The organism is Paenibacillus sp. J22FR83 (genome assembly GCF_059691955.1).
Genome location: NZ_JCAUAM010000022.1, coordinates 58,575 through 72,728 on the forward strand (window position 1 = coordinate 58,575; position 14,154 = coordinate 72,728).

Genomic DNA, 14,154 nt, shown 5'->3' on the forward strand with positions numbered 1-14,154 from the left:
TCGCCTCATTTATTGCCTCCGTTTCAAAGTCTTGTTTTCACATCATTGCACCTATCATTCAGCAGCGTTTACACTCCGGAAATTCCTGTAATTCAGCTCAACCTTCGCTTGCTTCTTTAATTGCTCGATATGCTTCTTAAACCATTGGTCAGTCCATTCGCGAAGAATCGCGTCCTTAACCTTATCGAAAGGGAGGTATTGGTGATCCGTTTTACTGACAAGCTGAATGACAGCCACATAATTGGCAAAATTCATACGTAACGCCTCCCCTTCTTCCAACTGAAGCGCCGCCTTCAATAGACGTTCCTCTGCTTCGGACCGATCCTCCGTTCCGGTTCCTCCAAGTAGGATACCTTCCCCGTCCGCTCGACGTTTCATCACATAGGGCGAAAGCTCGCTCTGCACTTGCGTGAACGAAACGCCGTCAGCCAGCATGGACATCGCGTCCACAGCTCGATTCCCGTCACCAAGCGGAAAAGACATGACATTCACAGTTACTTCATCCGGTATCCGATACAGATTATCTTTGTGCTCCTCATATAACTGTTGCAACTCATCTTCTGTGGGGCCCCCTCCGCTTTCCAGCAGCTTTTCCTTTAGCTTAATCACCAAGTTAGAATGGGCATAATCATAAAAGCCCCATTCGCTATACTGGGCAGGTCCGTAGATTGGGCTTCCAGTTTGCAGCAGCGCCTTGCGCCGTTCGTTCTCCTCCCGCAGACGCTGCAGAAATTGTCCATAATCTGCCGATACGTCCAGTCCATAGCTTTGCGCAAGCTGCTGCTGAACCCGGTATTCCGTCAGCTGGTCCAGCGCTGCTTGTTTGGCATAATCCGATGGTATTACACCCTCATAGGCAGTCGTCCAGAACGTCTCGTTAACAGCGGCGTTGTACTGCTTTTTATAATATCGGACGGTCTGTGATCGCTGCTGGGATAGAAGCAAGGCAAACTCTCTGCGGTCCACCAACGAGTCGTTGATGCGGCCCAGACTATCGTCCTGAAAACCAGTAAGCAACGCCACTGTCACTGCTCCTCCCATAAGCAGAACACTTGCCAAGAGCCAGCCTGCAAGCCGCTTTTTCACCAGTTGTTTACCATTCATCGCTTTCTTCTCCCTCTTCAACCGCATCTCGTCCTATCGTCCATAGTCACTTATCACTGCTTAGTAAGCACAACATAGTCAAACGATAAAATATAGTCCGAGCTTGCCGCATTTTTCCCAGTTACCGTAAACTTCAACCCCTTATCCCCAGCTTGATTATAGGTTACGTTACCGATATTCAGCTCAACTACGGAAGAAGTTGCCGAATACAAATCCTGCTCCGTACCAATGGGGCTCCCCGCACCTGACAATTGGAATTTAGCGCGATCGTTCAGCTTCTTCACGCCTACCTTCACGTTATAAGTGCCGGGCTGAGGAATATTGATTCCATAGATGACATTATCGCCAACCCCATCAGACGAAAATTTGGTACACCGCCCTCCGCTGCAAGCCGTATCCGCAAAGGAAATATGTCTCTCACCTGTACTTCCGGACAACAGCAGATCTTCCGTCTGGCGGGTAAAACCGCTGTACGTCACCCCAGCTCCCCCGTATGCTCCGCGATTAGGTGCAGCAGTCGCCGATACAGTATTGCCCCAATAATCCCTTCCTCCGTTACCGGAAATCACTTTCCCGCTTCCAATCGCCGGCGATCCGGCAAGCAGCTTATAACAATCCACCCCATTGAGTCCAATGCCTCCCGTACCAGGGCCTACAAGCAGAGGATTCGAAGTAAGCTTATGGGTATCCACACTTGATGAAGGTTCGCTCGCTGGATGCTGTCCGTAGAACGTATTCGAGTCGAGTGAGCGCGTCGTTCCGCTTGAAGCAAATACATAGGAAGCCGTAGAGCTATTGTTGTAAATCAGGTTATTGTCAAAAGAGTACGTATGCGCATTGGCTGGATTTTCCCTAATAATCGTCGGGGACAGTCCCGAGCCTATAAAGAACGTATTGTTATAGATCGAGGCTCCTGTAAAAGCATAATTGATGTAAACCAGATTACCCTTGTCGTTCTGGCTGATGTTGTATCGGACAATCAGACCACTGTCCTCCGGATCCGTGCAGAACCAGATCAATCCATGATTGTTATCATGGCTATAGCTGTACTGCCACACTGTGCCTGGACTCCTGAGGTCGGGATCGTACATATTGCCGTCAACTCCCGGACTCTTGTTCAAATAGCCTTCATTGTATTGAAGCACCGTATTTCTGGAACTCCTTGTAAACATGGTGTTCCCCGTCGTGCCTGTCGCCGTATCGTGTGCGACGTTATACTCGACGACGCCACCGTCGGCAAGCCGGATAATCATCGCATTCTTGGAAATGTTGTAAATCGTATTACTGCGGATAGCCAAATTCGAATATTTGACGTTATTCCAGCCTGACTCCCCGGGGTAATACTCGTCTGCACTGAAATCGATAGCCGAGTTATTCGTTACAATACCTTGATTCTTCACGTCGTGAATCACATTATTCTCAATCACGATATCGTTAAACTGCGTCATCTCCGACTGGCCTTCGAAATAGATGGCAGCCGTCTTCTTATTCGTGAGTGTGCCTCCTACCGAACCTTCAATGTCATGAATAATATTGTTCCGGATATAAAAATGATTGATCGTCCCAGATGTATCAGCTATGATTTCGATCCCTCTGCGATCGCCCTCCGCCAACGCGTCATTGGTGATATCCAGATTATTGATTTCCCAGTACTGCTGATTGGAGAAAAAGACGACACCCTGCCCCGTCATTCCATTTCCATCGATAATCGGTTTGTTCCCCGTACCATACATGTCGATCGAAATCGCGCCTCCTGCCGCACTTCCCGATCCGCCTGGATGCAGCTGACCGGTCCATATGCCGCCAGCTTTGAACAAAATGGTATCGCCAGGCTGGAATGTGACGCTGTTGACCTTGGTCAGTGACTTCCAAGCCGTTGCCATGCTTGTGCCATTCCCGCTGTCATCGGGTCTGGAGGCATCTACGTAAAAGGTCGTACCTGCCGCTTCAGCCGGCTTAGGAATGGACAGGGCTCCTGCCAGTGAGATGAAGGATAAGGATAGGCTAAGTACCAGATGGGTCCATAAACGGTGTTTGAACAAACAAATAACCTCCTCAGCGATTATAAAAGCCATTGCGCTACATCTCCTCGCGAGATGATAGCGCTACCAAAATACGAACCACCACCCTCTTCTAAAATTCGGGTAACAGACAGATACCGCTTTGCGCCCATTTTTGCAGCACGAACCCGGTTAGCCCCATCATAGCGATAGCCGGAATCTTATGTAAATCTTCGATTTTTTGGAGGCATTGTTTTCTTGCAATCCCAACGACAGCGGGTTCTACGCAAATTTGCAAAGCCGTTCAAAAATAAGAAAACACAGTGGTTCAGGCCAAAAATGCATAAATAGCCCGAATCCACCTAATTGGAGCGCAAGTTTGTTAAAAACTCGCTCAAACGCTCGAATTGGGTAAAATCGGACTATCATTTACTCTGGCTTATCGATTAATTAAATTGCCCCTCAACCTAGCGCAAACTCTTTTTGAAGAAACGCTAGAATCGACTGAATGGACTGCTGCTGCGCATCTGATGTAATGCCATAGCCGAAGCCGTGCTTCACGCCTGGCAAAGCAACCACCTCAGCACGCGAGCCCGCCTCAATCAGCTTTTCGGCAAAAGCACGCACTTCCGCTAATGGCGTCGTATTATCTTCATCACCTTGCATAATGATGAAGGGCGGTGCGCCTTCCGATATGCGGTCAATCGGCGATCCTTCCCGATACAGATCGGTTGCGTCCGATTCAGGGACCACCATAAACTTCAAGACGAACTCCTTATCGACATGCAGCGTCGTCACTGGACAATAGAGGGCAACTGCGTTCGGACGTGTATCCGTCATAACCAGCTCGGCCGTTCTTCCTAGCTCGTCATCCGGCTGAATCAGCGCCAGCATGGCGGCCAAGTAGCCGCCTGCCGACGATCCAGCCGACGCTATTTTCGCGGGATCGAATCCTAATTCGTCGGCATGAACGCGCATATACTGCATCGCCAGCCTCGCGTCTTCCAAAGCGGCGGGATACGGCTTCTCTGTGCTCAGCCGATACTTCATCGAGGCACAGACGAATCCGTGCTCCGCGAACCAAGCTGCCACATCGTGGAACTGTTTCTTGTCTCCCTTGGCCCATCCGCCGCCATGAATGAACAGAATAGCGGTGCCGTTCTTATTCTCCTCAGGCAGAAATAGATCCAACACACGCGTCTCTGGCATCTCTATGCAATAACTAACATCATAGCGTACTTGCATTGCCTTTCACCTCAGATCAACTTATTTCATTTATTGTAACTGCCTTACCAACTAATCAAGCATCCGGAATTTCCCCGGTGTAATGCCTTCATACTTCTTGAACGTCGTAATAAACGAAGTTGCGGAAATAAAACCGACTCGCCCCGCAACCTCCTCCATGTTCAGTTCCGTTTCCTTCAGCAGTTCCTTGGCTTTATTCAGTCTGACCTTGGCGACATAATCGACGAACTTCTCCGACGTATAGTCCTTGAAGATGCGGCTAAAATGACCCATGGACATGCCAAGCTGGCGTGCGAACTGCTCGAGCCCGAGATTCTCCGCGTAGTGCTCGTGGATATACGAAGTCACCTGCTCCAGCAACAACGAGCGTTCTTCCTTGCTCTCCGCTTCAGACAGCATCTTTCCGCAAGCTTCTGAGAAGACGAGCTTGAACTCCTCCAGTTCCACGCACATGGATAACTGCTCAAGCAGCGCCGGATACGTCTCCAAATTGACTTCGACGCCAGCAGCCATGCTTCCTTCCCGGATAAAAGCGTTCAACATATCCCGAGCCAGCTCTTTCGTCTCCTTCAGCGTATACTGCTTCCGAACGCTGTCGTCCAGCAGCTCACAACAATAACGGACAAGACCAGAACGATCCATGCTCTTGACTAGATTCGTGATTCGGCTTAGCTCTTGTTGGGTCAGACAGCCGTCAAAAGAGCTTCGCTCATGCTTCAAGCCTTCGCCCGTCAAGATATGCTCCAGCTGCGATACTGGCTTGTTCTCTAAAAGGTCTGCCGCTTGGCAGTACGATTCGTACAACTGATGAGGCTCCAAAGCGACAGCCCCAACCGAGATGACGCTGCGGGAATAGACCGCGAACGACTGCAAGATCTCCTGGATAAGCAGCGCTTCCTCTGCGCCGCTGCCTCCTTCCGGCATCAACCGAATAACGCAGACAAGCTGGGTTTCCGTCGGCTGCGTGAACCAGATTCGCCCGGGTAAAGCAGCTGCAATTTTGCTGCGCAGCTCTGTGCTATGCAGCGTCTTCTCGCTGACGCTCGTTGTCCGATGCGTGTTCACATCATAGAGTAGCTCGATAATCAACACGCATTTGGGTGCGTTTTCATATAAATTAAAGCCAATCTCTTTCGCGTACTGCTGAACGAGATAGGGATTTCGCCACTCCCCGGTCACAATCTTCCCGACAAAATGCTCATGAATAATCGGCTCCACCGCTCGCAGCGTGACCTCCATCTCACTACTTCGATTCAATAAATGATTGGACCATTTCGAGATCATATGCAGTTCGTCTTGCGCTCCGTCCGGCACGTCCTGCTTGTATTCGGGCATGAGCTCGAACTTCGATTTGATGCGGTAAATCGGCGATGCCATCCGGCGGCTTAAGAACCCGGAAACCACCAACCCGATGACCGTAAAGCCAAGCAAAAACCAGATCGAGGCCGTCCGCATCAGATTGGCGGACTTCCGCAGCTCGGCCAGCTCCGTTAGCGTCACGTAGTACCAATCGTTCAACCGCGAGCTGACATAAGAAACGTGAACCTTCGTTCCTCCCAATTCGACGATGCCTGATCCGCGTTCATTAGCAGCGACCAGACCTTCCACCTGCAGGACATCCTGCTCCGAATAGCCAGGCGTCATCGCAATCACGGAATGATTCGCTACGTCTAGAATAGCCGTATCTTTGCCGAGATCTGCCTCCAACGTAATGACGGATTGCAACGACTGTCCTTGAATATCCGCGACCAGATACACCTCCGGTGTGTCGGAGGCGATCGGATAGCTCATTAACAGGCTGACGGCTGGATAAGAAGCCGCCACCTCTCTGTTCAAAATATCATAACGCTGAATATTCAGCTTAGGGGTGAACGTCATCCGATGTTTACCTGTGAACAACTTAGTTAGATCCGCTGCGGACAATCCCTTGTACACATGGCGATAAGTGAAAAACGTGTCCTTAGGAGACACGCCGTTCTTATCAATGACAAGCTGTTGTTCCGGGAAATACAGAAACGCATGGCTGAGCTGATAGGCGTTCTCGATTGTTGTCAGCTCCCGGTAGATTTCTTTGATCGTATCTACTCGCTCCACCTGGTCAACCGATTGCGGACTTGCTCCGTATTCGCTGAACTTACTCACGAAATAGGAGCCTGCCAGCTGAACCATATCTTCTCGCAGATTGAACAGCATTTTGTCCGTGCTTTGCGAGAAGCTTTGCAGCATAAGGAGATCCGACTTCTCGACCTCGCTGTCCATCATGCTTACCATGTACGTATAGATCAGGAAACACGCGGAAATGGCAGGCAGTAAGATCAAAATGATGTAGCTCGAGAAATATTTCCAGAATATCCGGCCCTTTCTCTTTTTCCACATGTTCCGGGTTCCTTTCGTTCCTAGACACAGTTTGAATACAGTGCCTATTTCTTCAACGCTCTTTGCAATTGCTCGTTATACATCTTGATTAGATCGTCACTTCCAAGCTTTTTGCACTGAGCGATAAAATCAGTTAAAGCAGCGTCCGTAATTGGTGTTTTCCCCATGACGAACTCAGTCAACTTCTGCTCCATATACTTTTCGAGGCTCGGAAGCTTCGACTTCTCAAGGCTTAATTCGGCTTCTGTCGCGACAACGGAAGGGGAAGGGTCGATCGCCGACTTGGCGTTCATCGCTTCGAGTTCCTGCAACTTTTTCGTCATCGGAGGCTCAGCATCTCTGCCTTTGTTCACATAGTTCATCATCGGGAAGTTGTTATAGCGAACGCCAAATTCCGTTTTCAATTTGGATTGGATCGCTGTCGGAATCGTCCCAAACGCTGGCAAGTACTGTGCTTTACCATTAACCTTCTCATACGTAACGCCCTCTGCACCCAGCATGTAAATATCCGATCCTTCATCACTGTAAAGATAATCGAAGAACTGTACAGCAATTTCCGGGTTCTTAATATTAGCGGATAGCGCGACAGATACGGGAGCATTCACTTTAGGTTTAATCAGTTGAAATGGTCTCATCCCAGGAGCCGCCACAGGCGTCATGCCAACCATGTTGTATTTCGTGTTCGGATCAGCTTTCACGGCTGCGTCAGTAAAGATATCGATCCGACCTTTGTTGTAATAAGTCATGAAGGAAGTTCCCGACTGCACACGTTGCTCCCAGTTTTGCGTTTTCATGATAGCAAATTCCTGATCGAGCAGTCCTTCCGTATACAGCTTGTTCAAGTACGTCAACATACTTTTGTATTGTGAATGGCTTGGTGCAAATTCATATTTTTTATAAAAAGGATTATATCCTAGCGCAGACGTCGTTTCTGTAAACATCGTCGTAAACACGTTAAACAAGCTTGGAACGTTGGAGCCGGCGGCAGCAGCATTCTGTGTAATCAGTGGGAATGATTTCGGATATTTCTCCTTCATCGCCTTCAGCATGCGATACAAGTCGTCCGTATCCTTCGGCGCCTGCAAGCCAAGCTCCTTCATAATATCGTCACGCACCATCCAGGAATAGCTCAGCCAATTCGGCTCACTTAAGCCTGGCAGCGAATAAATACCGCCGTCCCCTGCCGTCGTCACAGCCGTAATGTCTGGAATTTCGGACATCAGCTTCTTCACATTGGGCATCAACCCTTTGTCGATATATGGCTTTAAATTCAGAAACACTTTATCAGGGCCTGCTTTGAGCGCATCCGTCTCGTTCACCAAGGAAAAGTCAGGCACGTTATTCGTCGCGATAAGCAGCTTCTTCTTCTCTTCGTAGCCCGTCGATGGGACAGGCTCGAACTGAATGTTTACGTTCGTTTTCTTAGCTAGCTCCTTCAGAACGAGCCAGTCATTCTTGACGGGAATATCCGCCACTTCGCGGATCAGGAATTTGTACGTCACCGGTGTGCTGCTAAGCGGTAAATTGAGTCCTCCAGTTCGGGGATTGCTCTGTGCACTCGGAGTCGCTGCAGCTTCCTTCTTCGGAGTCGCTTCCTTGGTATCTGTACAACCTGCGAGCAGTGTAACGGTTGCGGCAACGGCGGTGACACCTGCCAGCCATTTGATTGTTTTGCCCATTTTTACATAGACCTCCCTTAATCGATTATATGCTAATTTAAGCCCCGCTTCAGTAGTTTCTATCCTTTAATGCCGCCGATCATGCTCCCTTGTACGAAATACTTCTGGATAAAAGGATACACAAGTAAAATGGGCAGCGTCGCAAAGATGATCGTGGAATACTTCACTGTCTCCAGAATATACACATCCCCGTCCTGGTTGCCTGACACCTGCGAAGCTGCGGAACTGGAAATGACGATATTCCGCAGATGAATTTGCAAGGGATACATGTGTTTATCGGACAAATAAATAAGCGCTTCGAAGAATGAGTTCCACTGGCCAACTGCCGTAAATAAAGCAACAGTCGCCATAATCGGTGTAGACAAAGGAAGTACAACCCGGAACAAGACACCCAGCGCACTGCAGCCATCCATTGTTGCCGCATCCTCCAGCTCATCTGGAATTCCCTCGAAGAACGTTCGCATCAGAAATAAGTACCAGGTACTAATTAAGGATGGAATAATCAAAGCCCACGTTGTGTTGATCAGACCGAGCTGCTTCACGACAAGAAATGTTGGAATGAGTCCTCCATTGAACAGCATCGTGAAGGCGATAAGAAGCATAATCGTGCGCCGGCCAAGCAACCGCTTTTTAGCTAAAGGGTAAGCCAGCATAGCCGTGAAGATAAGGGTAAGCACCGTCTGCAGTACCGTATATTTAATCGTGTTGTAGTAGCTGATCCAGATATAGGGATCCTTGGCAACGAGCCGATAGGCTTCTAGCGTGATTTGTTTGGGGAACATGATGACTTCCCCTTTGACGACTAGACTTGGATTACTGATGGACGCCGAGAACACGTAGAGGAACGGATATACCATCAGCATCATCAATGCGAGCATTAACAGCACATTACATACATCAAAAAGCTTAGAGCCGAAGCTCGTCTTCATTCTCATTGGTTCATCCCTCCGCTACCATAAGCTGGTCTCCGAATATTTCCGGGCCAACCGGTTAAAAGCAACCACCAGAATCAGCCCAATGACCGATTGGAACAGGCTGACAGCCGAAGCGAAGCTGTAATCGGCGTCTAGCAGCCCTCTTCGATACACAAAAGTGCTGATGACATCTGCTTTATCGTAGACGAGAGGGTTGTAAAGCAAAATAATTTTCTGAACGCCGAGTTCGAGAATGTGACCGATTTTAATAATGAACAAAATAATCATGACCGGAATCATCCCGACAAGCGTCACATGACGAATTTGCTGCCAGCGGTTCGCTCCGTCTATCTTGGCCGCTTCATACAAGGTAGGATTGACCCCAGCGATAGCCGCCAAATAAATGATGGTGTCCCAGCCGGCCTTCTGCCACAACTCGGATGCGATATAGATCGGCCGGAACCATTGCGATTCCCCAAGAAACATAATCGGCTTGATTCCGAAGGCCTGGAGCAGATGGTTAACGATGCCAGTCGATGGCGACAAGAAGTTGACGATAATGCCGCAGATGACGACAGTCGAAATAAAATGCGGTAAGTAGCTTATCGTCTGTGCCAGCCTTTTAAATAGGGCGAAGCGCAGTTCGTGGAAAAGCACGGCCAGCAGGATAGGCGCCGGGAAGACGATTAGCAGCTCCAGCGCATTCAAAACGAGGGTATTCCTAATGAGCACCGCTGCATCCGGGGAATCGAAGAACGCTCGAAAATGCTCGAACCCCACCCACGTGCTTCCCCATACCCCTTTAGAGATGGAGTAGTTCTGGAAAGCCATTAACAATCCATACATCGGTACATACTTGAAAATCAAATAAAACAGCAGCCCGGGAATCATCATGATATAGAGCACACGATCCCGGACGATCGTACGGAAGACCAGCTTCATCCCCACTATCTCCTTATTTCTTTTTATCATTCGTTGATCACTCCCCGATCGGATAGCCCTATCATAGCGGGTTGCCAAAACGGATGTAAATCTTCGATATTTTCATGGTTTTGCTTTTTTGCATAGGGGTAAGGAAGACTAGAAATGCAAAAAAACAAGATCGATGAAAAAGAGTAGATAAGGTGGCTATCTCCCCTTCCGGCATACCTTGGACGCATATACGAACAGTAAAAAACCTTCCTTTCGGAAGGTTTTTACTGCTAAGAAATTTAATGGCGTTAACTGTACGTTTCCTTCATCCTAATCACAAAGCTCCAGCATCTCGCGCTGTATAAAATGAGGGGTACATTGGACGATAGTTCAACTCGTCTCTAATGCGAGTTGTATCGACGATCATGTCCCATGAATTGAAAGGCTGCTGTGCATCCTCTGCCTCTAACCGTTCGGACTGATGATGAACTCGAAACAGCTCTGCCACGGTAATCGGTGAATCATCAGCGGCATTATAAATGCTGCCGTCGATACCGGGAGTTGTAGCCGCTAGAAGCAAGGCTTGGCTTACATCCGCATGATGAATCATATGAAGCCGTTTAGCCGCATGCCATTTCCTCATTATCGGCAAAAATTCGGTGATATGAGGATCACCTTCTCCATAGACAAACGCAAGTCGTACAATGCGAAGTCCCAGTCCTTTCTCCCGATGAAGCTTGCTCAAAGCTTCTTCCGCTATTTTTTTCGTCTGAGGGTAAGGGTGCGAGGGGTGCAGAGGATCATTCTCTCGGCTCGGTCCACTGGTATTCCCAGTGCCATATACGAGATTCGTACTAGCAAATACAAACCTTGGAACATTCGCTTTGCATGCTGCTTCTGCTAAGGAAATACTTGCATCGATGTTTGACTTCCGCGCAGTGGATTCATCGACACCACGAAATTGCGCTGCGAGATGCACAACAACATCTATACCCCTAAGCACGGAAGAAAGGCTTTCCGGCTGCAAAAGATCTCCCTCAATGACGTTCGCACCTAGCTGCTTCAGCATCCCCGCCTTCGCCGCATCCCGTACCAACACGCTAACGTTATGACCCCGCTGCAGTAAGCGTGGTACAAAGCGACTCCCTACTTTCCCTGTTGCTCCTGTTACAAAAATATTCATCGTATTCCAATTACCTCCCTCGTTATGTTGGTGCTATACTTACAGTATTGCAGATACTATAACCATAAGCCTTCCTGCGTTTATCGTAGGTTTGGCAGTGTCAGGATAAGGGGAATCAACTATGGGAGAGATGTCTACTAGCTTATCGCTTGGCGAATTTATGCGGGCACGCCGAGAACGTCTTACCCCGGAAGAAGTGGGATTATCTTCATTTGGACGGCGTCGTACACCTGGACTGCGGCGTGAGGAAGTGGCCCATCTTGCTAATATAGGGACTTCCTGGTATACCTCCTTAGAGCAGGGCAGAGAGGTGAACCCTTCAGCTCAAGTGCTTGATAGCATAGCAGACGCACTCCAACTATCCGTCGATGAGCGACGTCATCTTCATATGCTGGCAAGAACAGCTGCACCCGAAGAAGAGGAACCAGCTACAACGGTAAACATAGGTATGGAGCGAATGTTGCTCGCGCTTGAACCGAATCCTGCTTTCATTTTGGGAAGAAACTGGGATATGCTGATGTGGAATCAGGCTGCACGCATGGTATTTCGCCTTCCGGCGACTGATGTGGAATCTGAACAACGACCTAATTGGTTGCGTAGGTTCCTGACAGCATCGTCTCTTCAGACGAATAATCCCGATTGGGAGGCCAAAGCGCAGGTCATGATTGCCCATTTTCGTGCAGATTACGCCCATTTCCCGCATGATGAAAGGTTCCATGAACGGATAGAGGAGTTTATGCAAACTAGCGAGGTTTTTCGTGCATATTGGCCGCTTCATGACGTTCAAATCGCTGCTGACTGTCACAAAAGATGGTTGGATCCTACCATTGGCGAGATGGAGTTTGAACTTGTAACTCTAGAAACACCTCATAGCCCCTATATGAAAATCATGACTTACACAGCTACTGTTGAAACTGCCGAACGGTTAACACATCTGTTGAAAACTTAAAACAAAGAGTCTATCCACTGCAAATTAGTTTTTAAATGTATAAACTACAGCTAATATGCTCGAGATTGATGTATTTTCGTTATTAGATGGAAAAAGTACATGTATTTTGTATAGAAAAAGAATATTTGTGCTAATTGCAAGAATTTAGCTACAGAAAATACAGTTAATCCTTCGAATTCAGGAAATCCCCTCCAAATAGATGGAGAAAATCCAGTTAGTTTGTTGAAAGGTATGTTGAAAGCCAGGATCAATCCAACCCGATAAAAAACGTTCCGCATATCCCAAGAGACAGCCGTCTCCAGGACGCCTGCCGCTTGGTTGTGATCTTATTTTTCTGAGAAGGAATACACCGATTTGGCGGAAAATGTTTGCGTAAACGATCCCCCTGAGAGTGTCACATCTGTCATGTTAGTAAGGTTATCCGTAGCACTGGTCTTGAGCTTGGATGCTGCGGTTGAGGATGTACTGAACCCGCTCACGGTAGCTGTGATATCGGATGAAGAGGTATTGATGACGACAAGCTGCGCTTTGCTGGTAGAGTTGATTTTCGTTGCCACAACTAATAGAGATGGGTTGCTGGAAGCCGTTTGAATGCGAACATAACCAGGTCTCATCACACGGCTGAAATTGCCCATCGCGTAGAGAACCTTACTCGTTGCATACGTGCCTCCGCTCGTATCCAGATTGATTAACTGTTGCGCCAAGCTCTCATTGCTGCCAACACTCCACCAATACAAGAACCCTTTGGCCGCGTTCGAGCCCCCTGTGGTCAGAGCACGATGAATGCGGACCGCGAGATCAATTGCTTGTTGGTTATCATAGGTCGTATTGCCAGGATCCCAGAGATTGTTGGTCTCGTCCTTCAAATTATATTCCGTCATTAGTTTTGGCTTTGTTTCCGCATAAAGCGTGCTATTATCATTGCCATAATTATGATAGGCTACATAGTCCACAAGGCTTTTGTTCGTTGGCATATTGTTCAGGAAATTCATGGCCACATTCTCCGATGTTGCTTCGGGAGACGTTAATTTAACTTGCGACCTTATCCCTTTGCTGGTCAGGGCGCTATCAACCGCACCAATGACACTGTCCATCTCTGCGTTGTAATATCGGGCAGTTGCCCATAGCGGATTCTCATAATCAGGTTCATTTTGAATGCTTAACCATTTGACGTTGTAGCCGAAATCACCCCGATATTTCTGGACCCACCTTGCTACATAGTTGGCATAGTCCGTATAGCGAGCAGGGAGCAAATGACCGCCTTTCACGGTAGCTGTGTCTTTCATCCACGAAGGAGGGCTCCATGGAACGGCATAGAACTGCATAGCACTATAACGCGACAACGCCTGGTCGGCAAACCACCGTTGGTGCGAATCCGTACTCCAATCTTCTGTACAATTGTTCCATCCACAATAGGAAATCTCAATGCCCGATGGGTCCTCACTTAGCTTGAAGGGATTGACTTCCCACCGAATCATTGTAAGTCCAGCATTAGAACCGCTGTTGAGAAACAGTTTATCCAGAATAGCACTCTGATTCATCGCGCTCATATTGTGCTGCAAATCGTACACCGGCTTATTCGCCGCTGCTCCAAAACCATCGATCGCTTGGTAGGTCGTCGCTTTCGTAAGGGTAATCGTATCGGCCGCTGCGGCGATCGGGACGCTGATCGGTAAGCACGTGAAGCCTATCACAACAGTAAACAGTATCATCACTACCTTGATCGATAAACTCGAACGGTTCGTGTTCAATGGCATACCACTCCTCACCTAATGGTGCTCCCTCGGCCGCG

At 48.5% G+C, this 14,154-nt stretch carries 10 protein-coding genes; 1 reads left to right on the top strand and 9 read right to left on the bottom strand.

The features are described from left to right. Positions 1-54: 54 nt before the first annotated feature. From AC58PV_RS29995 to AC58PV_RS30030, 8 genes are all read right to left on the bottom strand, one after another. Complete coding sequence (locus AC58PV_RS29995) at positions 55-1,104, bottom strand: peptidyl-prolyl cis-trans isomerase (RefSeq protein WP_497436510.1); 1,050 nt, start codon at positions 1,102-1,104, stop codon at positions 55-57. A gap of 53 nt (positions 1,105-1,157) precedes the next feature. Continuing rightward, positions 1,158-3,146, bottom strand: coding sequence for a hypothetical protein (locus AC58PV_RS30000; RefSeq protein ID WP_497436511.1), 1,989 nt, complete (start codon positions 3,144-3,146; stop codon positions 1,158-1,160). Between the two features lie 420 nt (positions 3,147-3,566). After that, on the bottom strand, positions 3,567-4,349 hold the full coding sequence (locus tag AC58PV_RS30005) for an alpha/beta hydrolase (protein WP_497436513.1): 783 nt from the start codon (positions 4,347-4,349) through the stop codon (positions 3,567-3,569). 51 nt (positions 4,350-4,400) lie between these two features. Beyond that, entirely contained in the window at positions 4,401-6,725 is a 2,325-nt protein-coding gene (locus AC58PV_RS30010) for a helix-turn-helix transcriptional regulator (protein ID WP_497436514.1), read from the bottom strand. A 44-nt stretch (positions 6,726-6,769) separates the two neighbouring features. Then, a complete protein-coding gene (locus AC58PV_RS30015; RefSeq protein ID WP_497436515.1) occupies positions 6,770-8,404 on the bottom strand; it encodes an extracellular solute-binding protein in 1,635 nt (544 codons plus the stop codon). Between the two features lie 59 nt (positions 8,405-8,463). Further along, positions 8,464-9,339 carry a carbohydrate ABC transporter permease gene (locus AC58PV_RS30020; RefSeq protein ID WP_497436517.1) on the bottom strand — a complete coding sequence of 292 codons (876 nt, stop codon included), beginning with the start codon at positions 9,337-9,339 and terminating at the stop codon, positions 8,464-8,466. 15 nt (positions 9,340-9,354) lie between these two features. After that, complete coding sequence (locus AC58PV_RS30025; RefSeq protein WP_497436519.1) at positions 9,355-10,290, bottom strand: ABC transporter permease; 936 nt, start codon at positions 10,288-10,290, stop codon at positions 9,355-9,357. A 274-nt stretch (positions 10,291-10,564) separates the two neighbouring features. Continuing rightward, on the bottom strand, positions 10,565-11,413 hold the full coding sequence (locus AC58PV_RS30030) for an NAD-dependent epimerase/dehydratase family protein (protein WP_497436521.1): 849 nt from the start codon (positions 11,411-11,413) through the stop codon (positions 10,565-10,567). 121 nt (positions 11,414-11,534) lie between these two features. Between AC58PV_RS30030 and AC58PV_RS30035 the strand changes: the two genes are divergently transcribed. Continuing rightward, entirely contained in the window at positions 11,535-12,362 is an 828-nt protein-coding gene (locus AC58PV_RS30035; RefSeq protein WP_497436522.1) for a helix-turn-helix transcriptional regulator, read from the top strand. 326 nt (positions 12,363-12,688) lie between these two features. Here the strand turns inward: AC58PV_RS30035 and AC58PV_RS30040 are convergent, their stop codons facing one another. Continuing rightward, on the bottom strand, positions 12,689-14,119 hold the full coding sequence (locus AC58PV_RS30040) for a glycoside hydrolase (protein WP_497436524.1): 1,431 nt from the start codon (positions 14,117-14,119) through the stop codon (positions 12,689-12,691). Positions 14,120-14,154 lie beyond the last annotated feature (35 nt).